Annotated in this window: 19 protein-coding genes; 13 read left to right on the top strand and 6 right to left on the bottom strand. The window is 41.5% G+C overall.

The genetic code is table 11. The features are described from left to right. Nucleotides 1-92 precede the first annotated feature (92 nt). Nucleotides 93-1,592: a Na+/H+ antiporter NhaC gene (nhaC, locus tag H5114_RS15070; protein ID WP_182723356.1), complete on the top strand. Its 1,500-nt coding sequence runs from the start codon at nucleotides 93-95 to the stop codon at nucleotides 1,590-1,592. Here nhaC and H5114_RS15065 read toward each other — a convergent pair. The 3 genes from H5114_RS15065 to hemE form a co-directional block, all read right to left on the bottom strand. After that, nucleotides 1,589-2,929 carry an FAD-binding oxidoreductase gene (locus H5114_RS15065; RefSeq protein WP_182723355.1) on the bottom strand — a complete coding sequence of 447 codons (1,341 nt, stop codon included), beginning with the start codon at nucleotides 2,927-2,929 and terminating at the stop codon, nucleotides 1,589-1,591. The genes nhaC and H5114_RS15065 overlap by 4 nt on opposite strands. A gap of 40 nt (nucleotides 2,930-2,969) precedes the next feature. Continuing rightward, entirely contained in the window at nucleotides 2,970-3,521 is a 552-nt protein-coding gene (locus H5114_RS15060; RefSeq protein WP_404948357.1) for a GNAT family N-acetyltransferase, read from the bottom strand. A 1,959-nt stretch (nucleotides 3,522-5,480) separates the two neighbouring features. Beyond that, nucleotides 5,481-6,545, bottom strand: a complete 1,065-nt coding sequence (gene hemE, locus H5114_RS15055; RefSeq protein WP_182698426.1) for a uroporphyrinogen decarboxylase — start codon at nucleotides 6,543-6,545, stop codon at nucleotides 5,481-5,483. A gap of 454 nt (nucleotides 6,546-6,999) precedes the next feature. Here hemE and rsd point away from each other — a divergent pair, with 454 nt between their 5' ends. Beyond that, entirely contained in the window at nucleotides 7,000-7,467 is a 468-nt protein-coding gene (gene rsd, locus H5114_RS15050; RefSeq protein WP_124017266.1) for a sigma D regulator, read from the top strand. Between the two features lie 87 nt (nucleotides 7,468-7,554). Here rsd and H5114_RS15045 read toward each other — a convergent pair whose 3' ends face one another. From H5114_RS15045 to H5114_RS15035, 3 genes are all read right to left on the bottom strand, one after another. Further along, nucleotides 7,555-8,604: an MJ1255/VC2487 family glycosyltransferase gene (locus H5114_RS15045; RefSeq protein WP_182723353.1), complete on the bottom strand. Its 1,050-nt coding sequence runs from the start codon at nucleotides 8,602-8,604 to the stop codon at nucleotides 7,555-7,557. Nucleotides 8,605-8,704: 100 nt separating this feature from the next. Beyond that, nucleotides 8,705-9,220 carry a phosphatase PAP2 family protein gene (locus H5114_RS15040; protein ID WP_182723352.1) on the bottom strand — a complete coding sequence of 172 codons (516 nt, stop codon included), beginning with the start codon at nucleotides 9,218-9,220 and terminating at the stop codon, nucleotides 8,705-8,707. A gap of 339 nt (nucleotides 9,221-9,559) precedes the next feature. Beyond that, entirely contained in the window at nucleotides 9,560-9,808 is a 249-nt protein-coding gene (locus H5114_RS15035; RefSeq protein ID WP_124017264.1) for a YgjV family protein, read from the bottom strand. 386 nt (nucleotides 9,809-10,194) lie between these two features. Between H5114_RS15035 and rraA the strand changes: the two genes are divergently transcribed. The 11 genes from rraA to H5114_RS14980 all read left to right on the top strand — a co-directional run bounded on the left by rraA (nucleotide 10,195) and on the right by H5114_RS14980 (nucleotide 20,193). Next, a complete protein-coding gene (rraA, locus tag H5114_RS15030; protein WP_124017263.1) occupies nucleotides 10,195-10,680 on the top strand; it encodes a ribonuclease E activity regulator RraA in 486 nt (161 codons plus the stop codon). Nucleotides 10,681-11,025: 345 nt separating this feature from the next. Then, nucleotides 11,026-12,060: a formimidoylglutamase gene (locus H5114_RS15025; protein ID WP_404948360.1), complete on the top strand. Its 1,035-nt coding sequence runs from the start codon at nucleotides 11,026-11,028 to the stop codon at nucleotides 12,058-12,060. 256 nt (nucleotides 12,061-12,316) lie between these two features. Then, complete coding sequence (gene ubiE, locus H5114_RS15020; protein WP_124017261.1) at nucleotides 12,317-13,072, top strand: bifunctional demethylmenaquinone methyltransferase/2-methoxy-6-polyprenyl-1,4-benzoquinol methylase UbiE; 756 nt, start codon at nucleotides 12,317-12,319, stop codon at nucleotides 13,070-13,072. Continuing rightward, a complete protein-coding gene (locus H5114_RS15015) occupies nucleotides 13,072-13,692 on the top strand; it encodes an SCP2 domain-containing protein (protein WP_182723350.1) in 621 nt (206 codons plus the stop codon). The genes ubiE and H5114_RS15015 overlap by 1 nt, the downstream gene beginning before the upstream one ends. Next, a complete protein-coding gene (gene ubiB / locus H5114_RS15010) occupies nucleotides 13,689-15,338 on the top strand; it encodes a ubiquinone biosynthesis regulatory protein kinase UbiB (protein WP_182723349.1) in 1,650 nt (549 codons plus the stop codon). Before H5114_RS15015 ends, ubiB begins: the two co-directional genes overlap by 4 nt. 111 nt (nucleotides 15,339-15,449) lie before the next feature. Continuing rightward, on the top strand, nucleotides 15,450-15,683 hold the full coding sequence (gene tatA, locus H5114_RS15005; protein WP_124017258.1) for a Sec-independent protein translocase subunit TatA: 234 nt from the start codon (nucleotides 15,450-15,452) through the stop codon (nucleotides 15,681-15,683). A gap of 6 nt (nucleotides 15,684-15,689) precedes the next feature. Further along, nucleotides 15,690-16,094: a Sec-independent protein translocase protein TatB gene (gene tatB, locus H5114_RS15000; RefSeq protein WP_124017257.1), complete on the top strand. Its 405-nt coding sequence runs from the start codon at nucleotides 15,690-15,692 to the stop codon at nucleotides 16,092-16,094. Nucleotides 16,095-16,106: 12 nt separating this feature from the next. Continuing rightward, nucleotides 16,107-16,856: a twin-arginine translocase subunit TatC gene (gene tatC, locus H5114_RS14995; RefSeq protein ID WP_124017256.1), complete on the top strand. Its 750-nt coding sequence runs from the start codon at nucleotides 16,107-16,109 to the stop codon at nucleotides 16,854-16,856. A gap of 53 nt (nucleotides 16,857-16,909) precedes the next feature. After that, complete coding sequence (locus tag H5114_RS14990) at nucleotides 16,910-17,428, top strand: hypothetical protein (RefSeq protein WP_182723348.1); 519 nt, start codon at nucleotides 16,910-16,912, stop codon at nucleotides 17,426-17,428. A 24-nt stretch (nucleotides 17,429-17,452) separates the two neighbouring features. Then, entirely contained in the window at nucleotides 17,453-18,274 is an 822-nt protein-coding gene (locus H5114_RS14985) for a TatD family hydrolase (RefSeq protein ID WP_182723347.1), read from the top strand. Next, nucleotides 18,271-20,193 carry a diguanylate cyclase gene (locus H5114_RS14980; RefSeq protein WP_182723346.1) on the top strand — a complete coding sequence of 641 codons (1,923 nt, stop codon included), beginning with the start codon at nucleotides 18,271-18,273 and terminating at the stop codon, nucleotides 20,191-20,193. Before H5114_RS14985 ends, H5114_RS14980 begins: the two co-directional genes overlap by 4 nt. The last annotated feature ends 11 nt before the right edge of the window (nucleotides 20,194-20,204 follow it).

Raw genomic sequence — 20,204 nt, 5'->3', positions numbered from 1 at the left:
TTACGAATAAGTTACCAACCTATTACGATAACACTTAGCCAACTCACACGAATGAGATATTGGTCAAAAATAATAACAACAAGGGAAGTACTATGTCTCAATCGGCGCCACAAAACCCATCTCCATCCGAGCACAAAAAACCTACTTTATTCGATGCTCTTATCCCCGTTTTTGCGCTAATTATTATGCTCGCGGCGGCAGTGTATCTTTTTTCATCAGACAGTTCCTCTGGCGCTAACCAAATTGCCCTAGTACTGGCGGCGTGTATTGCGATGATTATCGGTTATAAAAATGGTTATAGCTGGAATCAAATGGAGCGCGGTATTGTAAAAAGTATTGGCGTAGCCACAGGCGCATTGCTGATTTTATTCAGCGTGGGGTCACTGATTGGTACCTGGATTCTCGCTGGTACAGTACCGACGATGATTTATTACGGTATGCAAATCCTTAACCCTGATTATTTTTACACCGCCTGTTGCTTACTGTGTGCAGTAGTCGCGCTGAGTATTGGTAGCTCTTGGACAGTAGCCGGTACGCTTGGTATTGCCTTGGTGGGAATTTCTTCAGCGATGGGATTAGATGTTAATATCACTGCTGGCGCTATTATCAGTGGCGCTTATTTTGGTGACAAAATGTCGCCAATGTCAGACACCACCAACCTTGCTCCAGCCGTTGCGGGTACAGATATTTTTAGCCACATTCGCCACATGACGTGGACCACTGTACCCAGCATTATCATTGCACTTATTGGTTTTACCTTTTTAGGCCTGACCGCAGATGCCGCACCAATTGAAAACCAACTGACCGATACTCTGGCATTACTGGATCAAACTTATCATCCGGGAATGCATTTATTAATACCATTATTAGTGGTGTTATATTTAGCGAACCGAAAAATGCCAGCATTTCCAACGGTCATATTAGGCACCTTGGCAGGCGCGGTATGTGCAGCGCTATTTCAGTTTGATAACGTGATAGCCTTTGTACACGATGACACCTTGATGCCCATTGTCGCTCTTGTGAAAGGTATCTGGATAGCCATGTTTGACGGCTATGTTGCTAACACTGGTGATGCGGTATTAGACAGCTTATTAAGTCGCGGCGGCATGAGCAGTATGGTAACGACAGTATGGCTCATACTGTGTGCGATGGCCTTTGGTGGCGTGATGGAAGTGACCGGATTATTAAGCCGCATTTTAGAAAGCATTCTTACTGTAGTAAGCGGTACCACCAGTTTGATCATTACCACTCTGGGAGTGTGTATTGGCGCTAACATCATTACTGCAGACCAATACATTGCCATCGTACTGCCGGGCAGAATGTTAAAAGTAGAGTACACTCGCCGTAAATTAGCCGCAGTTAATTTAAGCCGCACACTAGAAGATGCAGCAACAGTAACCAGCCCACTAGTACCTTGGAATACCTGTGGCGCATTTATGGCAAGTACCTTAGGTGTTGCAACTATCGCTTACCTACCCTACGCCTTTTTTAACCTAGTTTGCCCATTGGTGAGCGCTTCTTATGCTTATTTTAATTTTAAAATCGAGCCATTAGACGAAACTAAAATCAGCACAGGTGAAGTGGTCGGTTAACCAAAGCGATCTTTTAACCAGCCATAATGATAATAACCCCATTGCCCAAGCCGCCTTGCTTGGGTAAAGGGGAATCTCGGCAGTGGTTGCTGATACAAGGGTAGATTAGGCAAAGCTTCACCGGCAATACTTTGCGCTAAGCGATACGCAGCTTGGCTACTAAAAGACACTCCAGCACCGCAATATCCTAGGCTATACCCCACACCACCTTTGCTGTACACATGAGGCATATCATCCATTGCGGCAGCAATCCACCCGGTCCAATTATAGGCAATAGTTTTATTAGTTAAGCTTGGAAAGCACTTATTTAACGCCATTTTTAAACGCTCGCCGTAAACAGGGTTAGCAGCATCTTTACCCCACACCGCGCCTCGGCCACCAAACAATAAACGGTTGTCGGGTAATAATCGGTAATAGTATTTTAAAATTCGGGTATCCATGGTCACTTGATGAGTATGTAAACCCGCTTCTGTAAGCTCTTGAGCGGTAAGCGGCTGGGTCACAATAACATTGCTTAGTATTGGTAAAAACTTATCGTCTACGCGGTGATTAAACCGTTTAGGTGTATAAGCATTGCCAGCCATGATCACTTTATTGGCAACCAGTTCCCCACTGTCGGTGATCAGACGATGTTTACCGCCCTCTTCAATCCAATCTAACACGCACGACTGTTCAGAAATCGTCACCCCTTGAGCTTGCACCATCGCTTTATAACCGAGCAGTAACTTTAACGGATTGACCCCAAAACCGTCTTTTAGGCGAAGCGCACCAAAAGCTTGATGATGATCTAAATACTGCGTCCGAAAGTCTTGGCTTGAAATAAATTCAGCGCCTGAATCTTGGTTACTTGCTAGGTTTTGTTGAATATAATTGGCGGCATTTTGCAGCGACACTAGCGCCTTGGGATTATGCGCTACTTTTAAGTATCCCGCCTCTTGGGGTTCACAAGCAATACTGTGCTGTTTTATCAGACCATCAACTCTAGCCACTGCTTGAGTAAACTCATCATATATCCCCTTAGTCGTCGCTAAGTCCCAACGCTGAGTCATTGCCGCATAACCTAAACGACCCGAGCCTTTTAATACAAAACCAGCATTGCGGGCACTGGCACCAAAACCGACTTGGTTGGCCTCAAGTACATGGCAATCAATATTGAATTCGGTTGCTAAATAATACGCCGTTAATAAGCCGGTATAGCCGCCCCCGACAATGGCGACATCAGTTTTTTGGCGGCCCAATAATGGTGCCGTTGGCTCGGGTAATGCTTGGGTGCTTGCCCAATAACTGGAGGCGAACTTTTGCTTATTGGGGTGAGAATTAATCAGCGGATCGTACATATTAGTTTTCTTTTTTTATTATTGATTTAGACAATAGACATTAAAATAACAGCAACATTTCGCAGGCAACGCAGTGACAATCTTCACCACATAATACGCAAATATAATCTTCGCCCATATAACGTTGATGCCAGCGCTGAGGATGTTGCTTGATCAGCTTACCACCTGCCTTGGTAAAATAACGCACCGCAGCATTATTAGGGCTTTGCTGCCATAAATGACTCACTCCCGCCTTAGCGCCTTGTGCCATGACTGCCGCTTTAGAGGCTGCTAACAACTTACCACCAAGCCCTTGACCGCGACCAGATTCAGCAATGGTGTTTGATTTGAAATAACACACATCATTAAAATCAACGCCCCATCGATCAACAGTGCACCATTGATCTTGCGGCCATTGTCCTGCGGCATACGTTAACCGAAAGCCAATAAGTTGTTCATTTTCAAGTGCGACAAAATTGGCATTAATGCCCTTTTTTATCCCTTTATGGTAAATAGCTGTTAGTTCAGCCAAATCCATATAGCCACTTCCGTGGACGATTTCACCTAAGTTGATCACCGCGTCAAAGTCAGTGGCAGTAAGCTCTCTAATCATATTCATTTTATTATTGTGAGTGTTAACACACTTTAGCACACGCCTATATTAGCGGCTACGATGTTAAGCCTTTGTAATAAATTGGCAAAAATTAGTTGAGACTCCTTATTCATACGGGTCGCAATTAAATAAAGAACTTTGATTATGATCCTATACTAGATCATCCAAATCCATGACAGCTTAAACATTGGCCAACAAACATCTACAGACAAAGTTTTAGAGTTTACCTCTCTTGAAAATGGCAAAATAGGCTCACAAACTGGCCGATCATGCCCTGCGTTACACTCCCGCCGGATGCCAAAGTCAAATCATCAATGCACTCCACAATGGTCAAAAATACTTGTTCGTGCGCGACTCTGCCGCAGGTATACCCTTGATGCTCTTAAACAATTGGCGATAATCACATTGTCGTTTAACGCTAATCAAAGCATGCCACAACTCGGCGTCTGGATACCATCATCAGACAGTCATTAGGCTTATTGAAATATAATTGGAATAGACAGCCAACCGAGTGTAGGCAGTGAATTTAAGATAGAGCTTGGTTACGCAGGGTTAATCTCATTTTTGAATCGCAAATGATCAGCAATTTAATTCATGGCCTCAATGGTACTGACCAAGTTGTACCTACCGTTGAGCTTTACTTTAACTAATTGCCTGCAGCAGGCTATCGTGCAGATAATTCAGCGAGACGCCACAAGCACATCCATGTGGGCTTAACCAAAACATCCCTGTTTTGGATACTCTCTGACTCATCTACACCTGCGATTTAGCCTTATGGCTTATGCTAGGTAAGAGATAAACAAAACACAGACAAACAATTCGAAATCAACGAGTTTGTACTGTGGTGTAAGCACTCAATCCTAATAATCCTAATTCGGATTAACTATTTCAGCTGTAGTGGCACACGAAACTTCACTCTACTAACTGTTTCCGTACCTTGTTTTAAATCTCCACCTATTTTTCCTACGCCCGCAATACTTAATTTTGCTCCTCCATCTTTTGATGTCGATTCTGTTACTGCGATGTCAAAGTCTACGTGTGTAACAAAACCATCATCATGTCTGAACATATTGATGGACTGTAACTTGTCTATGCTCCCAAAGACTTGGACTTTTTATAAGTAGTTTTATTCTCTTGAACCGCTTCACTAACTTGTTTCAATATTTCAGCCACGAACTCTTTTACATCCATTTTAAAATACTCCTATTAATAGATTCGTTTACTATTTTGTTAATTAACTTTATACGTTTGAGTTATTTCTACGATGCAAAAATTATTTGTTCAGTATGGTAAATATCGAATTCAAATTATTCAGTAATGCTTTTCTAACTTAAGATGCTATATGCACTTTATTTTTTCGTTACGTTTTTATACCCAAATAAAGCTAGTTTTTTGTTCTAATTATATATTTCAATATTTTATAAATTTTCATTTACGATTACGGTCGTTACTAGACTGTAGTTTCATTATGTTTCTTGCTCTATCACTTTCGGGATTCAATACATTGAGGCTGTTGAAGAAAATAGCGTGAGTCCAGACATGGATGTCTGGCTAGCTTTCAAGGTACAGGATGTACCATCGGAAGCGTTAGCATTTTCGAATAAGGCCGAAGACGGTTAAAGATGAAGCCAAAAGCTGGCTCAATCCCCATGGCGACTTTTCGCAGCTCTTGTTTTGTAAATAGCGAAAATGTTGCGGGGCGGCAGGGAGATCCAAGAGGGAACAGCCGTTGGTTTCCTCTTGGTCTGGTGTGGGTGAAGCGCCACGACGTTAGTGGCCGTAGGCCATAAAACCTATATAATAAAGCATAAATAATTAAAAACAGTTGGATTCCGGCTCACAAGCATTACCGGAAAGACGTAAAATAGAAAAATTAACCGCTCAAATTTAAAAAACAAAAAACGAGCAACAAAAAAGCGAATCCGAAGATTCGCTTTTTTGTTAGTCAGTACCACTAAATTACTTGTGGTATTTACCAGACAACTCATGCACAGAATTGATAAATGCACCTGCATGTTCAGGATCAACATGTTGATGAATGCCATGGCCTAAGTTAAATACATGGCCAGTACCTTCACCGTAACTTGCTAGAATTTGATCAACTTCTTGATGAATACGCTCTGGCGTAGCATACAACATTGATGGGTCCATGTTGCCTTGTAAAGCCACTTTATGACCTACGCGGCGACGAGCATCACCAATATCAACAGTCCAATCTAAACCTAATGCATCACAACCGGTTTCAGCCATAGACTCTAACCATAATCCGCCGCCCTTAGTGAACAAGGTAACAGGCACTTTACGGCCGTCAGCAAAACGGGTTAAACCATCAACAATTTTTTGCATGTAACGTAATGAGAACTCACGGTAAGCGTGATGCGATAATGCACCGCCCCACGAGTCGAATATCATTAACGATTGTGCGCCATTAGCCACCTGAGCATTAAGATATAACACTACTGAGTCTGCTAACTTGTCTAATAACATGTGCAATGCAGCAGGTTCTGCATAGGCCATGCGCTTAATTTTTTCGAAGGTTTTGCTTGAACCACCTTCAACCATATAAGTGGCTAAAGTCCAAGGTGAACCAGAGAAACCGATTAATGGCACTGAACCATTTAATTCACGGCGAATGGTGCTCACAGCACGCATTACATAACCTAGCTCGTCTTCTGGATCAGGAATAGATAATTTTTTAATGGCATCAATTGTGTCAGTTGGACGCTCAAAACGAGGACCTTCACCCGCTTCAAAGTACAAGCCTAGGCCCATTGCATCTGGCACAGTCAGGATATCTGAGAATAAAATCGCAGCATCTAAATCATAACGACGTAATGGCTGTAATGTCACTTCACAAGCGAGTTCCGCATTACGACATAACGACATAAAGTCACCAGCCTGGGCACGAACTTCTTTGTACTCAGGTAAATAGCGGCCTGCTTGACGCATCATCCAAACTGGAGTGACATCGACTGGCTGCTTTAGCAACGCACGTAAATAACGATCATTTTTTAATTCTGCCATGTGGACTTTGTTCCTAGACTGTTATGATTTCTGCTGGGCGTTAGTTTAGCACTTACGCGATTAATGTAACCACTGATGCCGAATTTATGTGAGCTAATCCTAAATCTATTGGCGATTTTATTAGCACAACCGCCCTTGTGCTCACAAAACGCACAACTCTGATGTGTAAATCGCAATTTATCGGATTAAAAGTTGCGTCGAGTTATCGGGTTTGGTATAAAAAGTGTGCGCTAGCAAGAACAATCAAGAAGCCCGACACATCGAGCCTTTGAAAACTTAGTTACCCCGTGATGGCATGCCCATCACGGGGTTTTTTATGAGTGTGGTTTTAATATCTGATGTCTTTTGCACAAAAATGGCTTATTCCTAGGCAAATAAAATAAAACAGTTGATCGTTATATACTTTGTCCAATACATTAGTTGTTATAGAAAAACGGCTAATTAGAGAGAAAACATGCTAACTAAATTAGAAAAAGCAGAGAAACGCTGGGGTGGTTCTCATAATTTGATCGACCAATGGATTAATCATCGCCGTAAATTATTGATCCAATATTTTATCGTTGCAGGTTTAGCACCCTATTCTCGTAGCGAAAAATCACTTCCTAGCATGGATCAAGTAAAACAGTTTTGCGCTCAATTAGTTGATTATGTTTCGGAAGGCCACTTTGAGGTGTACAACAATGTTGTTAAAGCCTGTGAAAAGTTTGGTGAAGCCAGTATAGAAACCGCTAACGGCTTATTGCCAATGATAAGTGAAAGCACTGACATCGCATTAGACTTTAATGATAAATATACCGATGCGGTAGACGAGCAAGTATTGTATCAACTCGACAACGATTTATCCCATTTGGCACAAGCAATGGAGTCACGTTTCGAATTAGAAGATGAGCTAATAGAACTACTATACCAACGCCTTCCTTAAGTGGAACGGTTGCTTAAAAGTGCGACGTTTACGCACTTTTAAATGCCGTGGGAATTTTACTATAACAAGTTTATATTACTGCCAATATTATTGACGCTTACGCCAGTTTTCAGGTATCTCAACTTGTGACCATAATTGTTGACATAACTCTTGCGGTTGCTGCCAATCCCCCATTTTTATCCACTTAGCCAATGCATCTCCTATTTGCGGATACGCGATAGGCTTAGGTGATGGACTTTTCAACCAGCGTTTCAGCACCACAGGATCTAACGTTTGCATACTATCTGCGGCGGCGAGTAATTGTAACGCTGCAACATTGGCTGATTGCTCATACTGTCCCTGTAGAGGTTTAACTAATAATTTCTTACCTAATGTCATCGCTTCACTGGCTAACTCAAAACCAGCATTACCCATAACGCCACCGCACTGCGCCATGTGCTGCTTAAAACCATCGCGATCAAAGCCATGCCAATGAATGTGATCCGACAACGGTTTCAAAGGTTGTGTACTGTGATAAACAAAAAAGTGGTATTGATCAAAGGGTGCTAAAAATTCAGCGACGCTATCGGCATCCTCAAACGGTAAATACACCAGAATTTGATGACTATGATCGCCGCCATTGGGTGAGACCTCAACAAAAGGAGGTAAAATAGGAAAGCCAAAGTGATGCCAGTGACAGCCTAAAGCAATATCCACTGGAGCAAAATGTTTCAGTAAATACTCATTAAACCAGCTATTACCCTGTTTAGGCACTGGATATTGTAATGCCGCCTGATGACTAATGGCAATTGATGGAACATTTTGTTGCTTTGCAGCCCAGGCACTCACGGGTTCAAAATCATTCAACACTAAATCATAACCTGATAAATCTAACTGTTTTATCTCAGATAAGATTGAGGTTTTCATATTGGACATGACCGTTTTTGCAGTATTAACACGGCCACTTTCAGTCACGAATGTCATACCACTTCGAGTCTGATAATCGCCAAAGCATTGCATATCGAAATAATGTTGGGGTGCGCGACCAGAGAATAAAAAATCAACATCAATATTCTGTTGCTTAAGCGCTTTAGACATCACACGAGCACGACTAATATGGCCATTCCCAGTGCCTTGAACTCCGTACAAAATTTTCATGTTAGCTCACTTTCCTTGACGGCTTATTAATTAAGATTGCAAGACGCTACACTGGTTACCACATACGCTGTGGCACTATGAAGGATTACCATATATGTCGCTATAATATGAATTGTTCAACAAATAATACGCTTGCGATCCCTAACCCTGCTCCAGCAATAATATCCATAGGGTAGTGCACTCCAAGAGAGATACGTGAAATGCCGACAAAGCACGCCCAGGCAAAGGCTACTGGGGCCAAGGCAGGAAAAACCACATTGATGACACTAGCAAACAAAAATGCACCTGCGGTATGCCCTGAAGGTAAACTAAATTTGTCTGAAGGCTCATAACTTGACGTAAAACCGGCTAATGCATGACATGGACGATGACGTCGAATAGTATTTTTCAACAATAAATACAACGGAAATTCAACGACAAAACTGCCAAGTGCCAAATTAAAAAAATGCTGCCCATTTGGATGAAGAAATAATAATGCGACAGATAGATACGCATAATAATGTCCATCTCCTGTTGCTGACACACGCTTAGCCGCCACATTTAAGCCGTTATCTCGGCTAAATTGTACAATCCAATAAAAACAATATTTATCTAACTGACTGATACTCATCTTCATGTTTGCCTCCATGCCAAACGTCAGCAATATTATTGCGCTAATATTAGTCTGACTAAAGTTATGTATTTGTTAACAGTCTGAATAATAGAGTGAGGGAATGAACGCGAGGTGACAGTTAGCCTAAGGTTTTGTGACAGCTGAAATGAATCAACTGTCTGCTGGGATATGTTAGATCATCGCTAGTCAAGATGAGCGTCGTCAAAGTGTGTTGGACTATGCAGCTAACTAATACAATCAATAGCAGATGATTAATTCCCATAAAAATACCCCCGCATACAAGTATGCGGGGGTATTTTTTAGAAGCTTAGCGTAAGTGGAGTCAACCTACTTTGACAAACGTTATGCCGTTTGCGCCTGCTGACCTTTATTACGATAAATCTTCACTAAGTGATAAATATTAATACATGCAACAAAGGCATTCATGCCCGCCACTGGCCACGCTTCAATTGCATATCCATAAGCAACAAAAAAAGCACAACCGGTAAAATTTAACCATCTTAGTAAAATGATGTCTTTCATCATCAGAGAAATGGCAACCATAACTGATGCAACATACCCTAAGATTTCAATAATATTGATATTTTCCATAAGAACCTCTGTATCAGGCTCTCTGCCTTCCGTAAGCGTAACGAGGATTCCATGCCCCTAAAGCTAGCATTATTTTGTAAACTAACATTAATTAATCTACCAATATGCTAACAAACTGCTGAGTAAAAATGTAATTAAAAAACGTATTAGGATGACCTAAATCAACATATATCAACTAATACATTCAATTTGAAAGAAAATTACTTCCAAATCTGATCCCTGTTCTATATTTAGGTCAATGGCATATTTAGGCATATGTAACACCATAAGTTGATTTATAACAATCCGGTGATTGATAAGGCTTTTATTTTCATAAAAAGCTCATATAATTCATTTAACTTTGCTTTACCCAGCATTTTACCTTTGCTGTCCAACAGGAGTTAAATATGGAATACAACACCTCAGAACTTTGCGACATGTATATAGATGTAGTCGATGTCGTTGAACCAATGTTCAGTAACTACGGTGGTTGCAGCTCCTTCGGTGGCTCAATCAGTACAATTAAGTGTTTTGAAGATAATGGTCTGATTGCAGAAGCCTTAGAAGAAGACGGTGAAGGTAAAGTATTACTTGTAGATGGCGGTGGCTCATTAAGACGCGCTCTGCTTGATGCCAGAATAGCTGAACTAGCTGTTGCCAATAACTGGGAAGGTATTCTCATTTACGGTTCAGTGCGCGATGTTGATGCTCTTGAAGAACTTGATATTGGTATTCAGGCACTTGCTTCAATTCCTGTGGGAGCTGAAAGTAACGGAGTAGGCGAAATCGAAATTCCAGTTAATTTTGGTGGCGTAACCTTCTTACCTGGTGACCATATCTATGCCGATAACACCGGTGTTATTTTATCGCCAGAACCATTAGATATCGATTAATGACGTCATAGCCGATTTCGCTTTGTAAAAAGCTGGCAAACGATTACTTTAAAAACCAGCTATGCTGGTTTTTTTATGGCTATACCTAAGCGACCTGAATATGCTTAGTTCAGCAAAAATAGCTTGGTTGTTAGACAAAGTAATCATTTTCATGGGTTAGTTATTCTCCATCTAGAATGGTTAACGCAAGCTGTCGGCCAAAAACACTGGCCCTTTGGAGTCCATCATCGGCCCTGTTTCGTGGTCTAGAAATGCATACAATGACAGCGTCATTAGATTGTATTTTTAACTCGAATTGAAAACGATGATAAGACTCTGAATCTTGTCTTTCAGGTAATTTGGAGAATCATCATGTTTAGTGCATTTACCCAACAGCACTGCGATAGCTTATTAACCTTGCGGCCTAATGAAACAAAACTCGGTCAGCAAGTTTATCTGGCATCGACACAATGGTCATTAGCACAAAATGCCCAACAGGCTAAATCTGCTGGCGCACAGTTTGCCATTATCGCCATTGCAGAAGATGTTGGACCCAGGGCTAATTTAGGCCGGGGTGGAGCGGATGATGCCTTTATCGCCAGCATGCAGCAGTTGTTAAACTTACAGTCCAATCGCTTTCTTAATGGCAATGAATGTGCCATTTTGGGGCAAATTAGTCTTGACCATTCGCTACCCATAACCGCGAGTATTGAACAATTACGTGATGCAACTGCGCAATTAGATGACATCGTTATTACTGCGATAATTGATGTAATGCAAGCCGGGCTAGAACCTATCGTCATTGGCGGCGGCCACAACAATGCCTATGGATTATTGATGGCGACTAAGGCTATTACAGGCTTACCCGTTGCAGCGGTAAACCTTGATCCTCACAGTGACTTTAGACCGCGTGAAGGCCGCCATAGTGGTAATGGGTTCAGTTACGCGGCAGCTAATGGCGCCCTCGACCATTATCATATCCTCGGATTGCACGAGCTAAAAAACAGCGAACAAACCCTAGAACAACTGAGTTTGTTTGGCGCTACATGGAACAGTGTTCAACAAATTTGGATCCGGCGTGAACTGTCACTTGAAACAGCATTAAAACAGATCGCTAAATCATTAAATCAAACTCAACTGCCAGTAGCATTAGAGCTTGATGTCGATGCAATTGCCAATATGCCTAGCAGCGCGGCTACCTTTGCCGGTATTCCGCTCCTCGATGCCTGTCATTATGTGCACTATATCGCTAAGCATTGTTCATGTCGTTATGCTCATTTTGCCGAAGCCGCTCCAGCATGTCATCACGCAGGGATAGATGCGGGATATCGCGATGCAGGCCAAAGTCTAAGCGAGCTAATCTATGCATATATTCAGGGACGACTAACTTGTCTCAATTAGAATCAGTAGCAGCTATTCATTAAACACTAATTTTATGCTCTAATGCAGTGCAAATTTTTAGCCCTAATAGTGGATATTTATTGAGGCTAATTGGCGCGAAGATCATTGCTATGTTCAAGTTGATGTGGAATGTATATTAGGTGTAAAGCAAGACAACTAATTGATTGTTGTCACACTCTCACACCGCAACATTTCAGCAATCATTCGCAATGGCATACACTTGCTATTAATAATCGCACATTATAGGAATATACCGATGTCTGAAGGCGAACCAAAAAACACTCATTTTGGATATAAAACTGTCGAAGCCGATAAAAAAGCAGACTTAGTCGCTGATGTGTTTCATTCCGTCGCGGCAAAATACGACATTATGAATGACGTAATGTCTTTTGGTATTCATCGCTTTTGGAAGCGTCACACTATTGAAGTCGCTGCAGCTCGCCCAGGTATGAAAGTGCTGGATTTAGCCGGTGGAACAGGTGACTTAACCGCTAAGTTCTCTCATTTAGTTGGCGAACGTGGCCAAGTGGTACTTGCCGATATAAATGATTCTATGCTCAAAGTGGGTCGCACTAAATTACGCGACAAAGGCATAGTCAATAACGTCAGCTATGTACAAGCTAACGCTGAAGCACTGCCGTTTCCAGATAACCATTTTGATATCATTACTATTGCGTTTGGTTTACGTAATGTAACCGATAAAGATGCCGCATTACGCTCGATGAAGCGCGTCTTAAAACCGGGTGGGAAACTTTTAGTATTGGAATTTTCTACCCCAAAACATGAGTTAATGCGCAAAGTGTACGACATGTACAGCTTTAAAGTATTGCCAAAAATGGGCGCGATAATCACCAAAGATGCTGACAGCTACGAATACCTAGCTGAATCTATTCGTATGCACCCAGACCAAGAAACCCTTAAGCAAATGATGATAGATGCTGGGTTTGAGCAAGTTGACTACACCAATATGACAGACGGCGTTGTCGCATTGCACAGAGGTTATAAGTTCTAATGATGCCTAATCACTTTGCTTTGCTAACTTGTGCCGCGATAGAAACCGCTTTTAACCAACTGCCAGCACAGGCTAAAAGTGACTATGCGCGACAAAAATCATTGCACGGCAAAGTATTTTGTATCCAGTTAAGCCAGTTAAATTGGCCTATTTACTTAGTATTTGCTAAGCAAGTTCAAGTGCTTAGCCATTATGAAGGTGACGTTGCGGTAACTGTGCGCGCTGATATATCGACTTTATATCAGCTTACCGAAGGTGCCAACTTAACTGAGCTCATCAAACAAGATAAGCTCAGCTTGCAAGGTGATATTCAATTATTACAATCATTAAGCCACTATTTACAGCACATTCATGTTGATTTTGCCGAGCCATTATCACGCTATATCGGTGATGCTCCGACACATAAAATTGTCTCTGGCGCCAAACAATTTAGCCATGATATTAAGCAAGTCATCCATAAAACACGCTCGCACATCAGCCAGTTAACCACTGAAGAATATCGTCTGGCACCGCATAAAATTGAATGGCTACATTTTCGTGATAATCTGGATGAGATCGTTAGCCAAACTGATAGTATCGAAGCCAAAATAGCCCAATTAAGAGAAAACATAACTCAATGACAACTGCAAGTATCAGGCGTGGTTACCATGTCATTAAAACCATTTTACATTTTGGCTTAGATGACCTAATTCCTCGACACAAAAAGCCCTGGTATTTCTCAATCCTGCGTAATAGTCTGTTTTGGATCCGCAATAAACACAAAGATAAATCACCTGCCGAACGCTTAAAGATGGCGATGCAAGATTTAGGGCCTGTGTACATCAAACTAGGGCAGATGCTGTCGACTCGTCGAGATTTACTTGACGACGAATGGGCTTATCAATTGGCTATGCTGCAAGACAGAGTACCGCCGTTTGATTCCGCTTTAGCACGCCAAGCAATCGAAGCTGAACTGGGTGCACCCATCACGACCTACTTTGATGATTTTAACGATACCCCATTAGCATCAGCCTCAATTTCACAAGTGCATACCGCAACCTTAAAATCTAACGGTAAAGCTGTGGTGCTTAAAGTATTACGCCCAAATGTTGAGCAGCAAATTTTAGCTGATCTCCAGTTAATGACGCAAACAGCCAATATCCTGGAAGCAATATTAGGTGAAGGTAATCGTTTACGCCCTGCTGAAGTGATTGAAGATTATCAAACCACTATTTTGGGCGAGCTAAACCTTAAACTCGAAGCACTTAACGCCATCAAGCTGCGCAATAATTTTATTGATTCCAATTCGCTGTACGTGCCATTTGTATACGAAGAACACAGCTACCAACGATTAATGGTCATGGAACGTATTTACGGTATTCCAGTTTCTGATACCGAAGCGCTACGTGCACAAGGAACCAACTTTAAACTGCTTGCCGAACGCGGCGTAGAACTCTTTTTTACTCAAGTATTTCGCGATAATTTTTTCCATGCCGATATGCACCCGGGTAACATCTTTATTAGTCGTGAACATCCAGACGACCCATTCTATATAGGCCTAGACTGCGGCATTATGGGCACCTTAACCGAGGTGGATAAGCGCTATCTTGCAGAAAACTTTTTAGCTTTTTTTAATCGCGACTATCACCGGATTGCTCAGCTGTATATTGAGTCTGGCTGGGTGTCAGAACACACAGATATCATTGCTTTTGAACAAGCTGTAAAAGTAGTATGCGAACCCATGTTTAACAAACCACTTGATGAAATTTCATTTGGACATGTATTGCTGGAGCTGTTTAGAACAGCTCGCCACTTTGATATTGTGGTGCAACCACAGCTGGTATTATTGGAAAAAACCTTACTGTATATTGAAGGTTTAGGCCGCCAGTTATATCCACAATTAGATTTATGGCAAACGGCAAAACCCTTCCTAGAAAACTGGATGTCTGAGCAAGTCGGCCCTAAAGCCATGTTCAAAAAAGTCAAATCCAATGCACCGTTTTGGGCCGATAAACTCCCCGAATTTCCTGAACTGATTTATGATAACTTAAAATTAGGCCGTAAATTACTCGGCACCCAACAGCAGATGCTAGATAAGTATTTAAAATATCAGCAAAAATCTCACAAAAGTAATTATCTACTTATCACTTCTGCTGTATTATTGATCTGTGGCACAATTTTATTTACTCAGATAGCTACACTATGGCCAGCGTATACCTGTATTAGTGTTGGTATATTAATTTGGGCGGTAGGATGGCGATCTAGACCAAAGAATCGTAAATTTTAGCTAGCACTAATTTATGAGACGTTCATAATACTTAAAGAATTGGGTGGTATTGTGGATTTTGAATTAATTTTTTTTACAAAAACCATTTTTTATTTAAAGAGGATAATCTTCATGGGCGGCATCAGTATTTGGCAGCTTCTAATCGTAGCGTTAATTGTCATTCTATTATTTGGAACTAAAAAATTACGTTCTTTGGGCGGTGATTTAGGCGGGGCAGTAAAAGGCTTTAAAAACGCCATGACACCAGAAGATGAAAGTAAATCATTAGAAGATAAAGACAAGACAGCAGCGACCTCGCAACAGGCTGACGAAAAGCAACCTGAATCTAAAGATAAACAGGCGTAATTTATTATGTTTGACGGTATCGGCTTTATGGAGCTGCTGCTGATCGGTATTTTGGGGCTAGTGGTTCTCGGCCCCGAAAGACTTCCGATTGCAGTGCGTTCAGTAACGGGTTGGATCCGCGCACTCAAGCGCATGGCTAACTCTGTCAAAGATGAACTTGAACAAGAGCTTAAAATTGATCAGTTGCATGCTGATTTAAAAAAAGCGGAAAGCAAAGGCTTATCTGGTTTATCGCCAGAGCTACAAGAATCAATTGATCAGTTAAAAAAAGCGGCTGCATCTGTGAATCGACCTTACAAAGTTGAAGACACATCACCTGTTACTCCAGCAAAACCAACTGAACCTTCGGCCCCTGTCGCAGAAGCTAAGTCATCAGAAGTGACTAGCGAAAGCAGCTCAACCCCTAAATAAAACGGATAATTCATGTCGCAACAGCAACCGCTTATTAGCCATTTGCTTGAATTACGTAATAAATTGCTTAAAGCCATTGGCAGCGTATTACTGGTATTTATTGCTATTGTGTATTGGGCCAACGATATTTATCACTACATCGCCCTACCATTAATGCGATCGCTGCCAGCAACAGGTAGCATGATTGCAACCGACGTGGCTGCACCCTTTTTTGCACCATTTAAACTAACATTGGTGTTAGCATTTTTCATTGCCATTCCCTATGTACTTTATCAAGTATGGTCGTTTGTTGCCCCTGGGTTATACAAACATGAAAAGCGCTTAGTCGTACCCTTATTGGCTAGTAGCACCTTGCTGTTTTACCTTGGAATAGCCTTTGCTTACTACATCGTTTTTCCGGTTGTTTTCGGCTTTTTTACCAGCGTAGTTCCTGAAGGCGTTCAAGTCGCTACTGATATCAGCAGTTATTTGAGTTTTATTTTAAAGCTGTTTTTTGCTTTTGGTTTAGCCTTTGAAATTCCAGTAGCAGTGGTTTTACTTTGTTGGGCGGGTGTCACTACACCTGACGAGTTACGTCAAAAACGTCCTTATATCGTTGTCGGCGCCTTTGTTATTGGTATGATACTGACACCGCCAGATATTATCTCGCAGACTATGCTAGCAATCCCAATGCTGTTATTGTTTGAAGGTGGGCTAATCGCTGCACGTTTTTACAGTAAAAATGAAGATGATGAGCCAGAGAACGAACAAGCTGATAGTTAGGCAATAGCACAAGTCTCTAAGGCTCAGAAGCAAATAATAATAAGGAACAATCAATGCGTTTAAGTTTAATTGCTGCTGGGATCATATTGATGTCAGCTAATGCATATGCCAATACCAATCTTGGTCAGCAGCTGTCTATATGCGCCGCTAAAACCGACAAAACGGCGCGATTGACCTGTTATGACACATTAGCGGCGAATGCTAAACCCAGTGCCCATATTATGGCTACAGCAAGCCCTGTCAATTCTATAGCACCTGAAGTCGCGACAGTTCCAGCAGCATCTGTTGTTGCCAGCCCAAAAGCATTAAGCGTTGATGATTTTGGATTGCAAAAGAAAGTAATAGAAGATGAAGTCAGTAAGATTTACTCCGAGGTTGTTAGCGTTAAAAAAGATGCTTTAGGCGCATTTATAATCACATTGAACAATGGCCAAGTGTGGAAACAAAATAGCTCCAAGTATTATAAAATCAAAAAGGGTCAACACATATTCATTGAAACGGGTGCATTAAACTCGTTTTTATTAGGCAGTGATGATCGTAATGCGACGACTCGAGTTAAACGATTAAAGTAACCTGATTACTTTGATTATGATGACATGACTCAATACATCGACATTGCTGTCAATCTGCTTAGCGAAAGGCTTAAGCACGATATTGACACTGTTATTAATGATGCGGCGAAACACCATGTTTCGCCGTTAATTGTTATTGGCAGCGATCTCGATGAAAGCACTGAAGCCATATCAACCTGCCAACAATATCCGCAACAACTCTACTGTACTACCGGTGTTCATCCCCATCATGCATCCTCTTGGGATCAACACAGCAAAACACGTTTAACACAACTTGCGCAGCAAGATACTGTGGTGGCGATTGGTGAGTGTGGCCTTGATTACAATCGTGATTTCTCCCCGCGTACAGCCCAAAGAAAAGCATTTTCCGCCCAATTAGAACTGGCTTGTGAACTCAATATGCCGGTTTTAATGCATTGCCGTGAAGCCCACAGCGACTTTATTGCCATAGTAAATGAATATCGAACTCAACTTCCAAATGCTTTACTTCACTGTTTTACGGGTAACAGAGATGAGTTGATTGAATGCCTAGACACAGATTTATATATTGGTATTACGGGGTGGATTTGTGATGAACGCCGAGGCCAAGATTTAGCAAAACTAGTACCTTTGATCCCCAATAATCGCATAATGGCAGAAACAGATAGCCCCTATTTATTACCGCGCAGCATGCGACCTAAACCAAAATCGAGTAAGAACCTACCCCAATACTTACCTTATATTGTTGAGTATATGGCTAATTTACGTCAACAGTCGCCGATATTATTAGCGCAACAATGTTACCAAAACAGTTGTAATTTTTTCCAACTACCTATGGTTCTACACACGAGTAACGACGCATTATGAGCATAAGATATCGTTGTTTGACGCTGTACAATCAATATAATGTTAGGATTATTGTTGGACTTTTTTTACTGCTCATTAGCCAAAGTAGTTGGTCTAATACCCTTTACCCTACTCCGCTGCGGCTAACCGCTAATTCCATCACCAAAATTGAATTGCAAGACTGGGTATATGCCAATCAAAGTAACGACATTGAAACCCTAAGCCAATTATTACAACAGCCAGAAAATAGCTGGAAAAAGCTCAACACAGATCAACCCTATAAAATAGGCGTTAAAAACTATTGGGTGAGTTTTAGTATATTTACGCCCAATGATCATCTTGCACGCATTATTGCCTTAGACAATCCTTTGCTCGACAGCGTTAAAATATACCACCTGATTAATGGGGAACTGGTCAGCACTGAAGTCATGGGAGATACATTACCGTTTAAGCAACGGCCATTACAAAGTAATATTTTTTTATATCCCGTTAACTTTGAACCTGGTGATACCCATACTTTTTATCTCAAAATCGATAATAAAGGTACCATCAGCTTACCATTGATATTGTGGTCATCGAATGATCTTACCCAACTGACCGAAACCAAGAACTTGTTCAGTGGCATGCAAATAGGTGTACTACTTGCGATTTGCTTGTTCAGTTTATTCATTGCCCTTGCTTCTGCATCTTTTAGTTACAGTTATTACAGCGGCTATGTATTAGGGCTCACGTTACTCTCGGCGTCAATACACGGAGTATCATTTCGCTATTTGTGGCCTCAATGGCCCATTATGCAGCAGTATATTTTCATTATTGTTATCCCCTTAACCCTGGGATTTTCATTGATGTTTACTGAAAAAGTTTTACAACTTAAATATCATAATCTGAAAATGTTACGTATATGCCGCATCATGGCAGTACTGAGTTTTGGGTTAACGATTGTCATGCCATTTATTAATTACAGCTCTGCCCTGTATGTATTGGTATTTGTGGTATTAACAATCAGTACTATCTTGATGGCATTCTCATTGATCCAAGCCTTCGGCGGCCAACGGAATGCCCCTTTATACGCCATTGGCCGTATGGGATTTATGTTGGGTTGTATTGTTACAGGACTCATTTATCTTGGCCTGTTCTCTACCAATATATCGCCGCAAATACCCATAATGCTAGGGCTGACCTTTGAAGTTATTACTATGGCTGCAGTGCTTGCGTTACGCTATAACGATGAACGAAAAGCCAAATTTGAGATCCAGCAACACACGTTAGAACAAGCACAAAAATTGCGAGAAACCCGCGAAGAAGCACTTCGAAGTGAAGCAGAGAACAGTGAAAAATTGGAAAAAATGGTACAAGAGCGTACCCTTGAGTTAGAAATTACCTTGCGCGAACTGAGTGAGGTTAATCAAAAGCTCACTGAGCAAAATACTATCGATAGCCTGACAGGGGTAAAAAACCGCAGTGCTTTTGATCGCCGTCTCATTGCTGAAGGTCGTATTAGCCGTCGTCAGCAAACACCAATGTCTTTGCTAATGATTGATATCGATAAATTTAAAAATATTAATGACAAATATGGACACCTTGGTGGCGACCACACCATAAGGGCAATAGCCAACACACTGTCTGAATACGTAAAACGTCCAACGGATCTCGTATCACGTTTTGGTGGTGAAGAATTTGCTATTATTTTGCCTTGCACAGATATTGAAGGTGCTCTGCTCGTTGCAGAGCAAATTCGCCAAGCCGTTAGTGAACTCAACATAGTACACAATGAAGACATAATACCCGTTACTGTTAGCATTGGTATTAGTGAGACCATTATCGACAGTGATGAGCATCCAATGTTATTACTAGAACAAGCAGATAAAGCCCTGTATCAAGCTAAACGCAGTGGTCGAAACCAAGTCTGCTATTACCAGCGTGAAACAGACACGATCTAAACCAGGAGTCG

Source organism: Shewanella sp. SR43-8, from assembly GCF_014163775.1.
In the GTDB taxonomy this organism is placed as follows: domain Bacteria; phylum Pseudomonadota; class Gammaproteobacteria; order Enterobacterales; family Shewanellaceae; genus Shewanella; species Shewanella vesiculosa.
Note: the sequence above shows the minus strand (reverse complement) of the source record. Positions and strands in the feature narration are given on the sequence as shown.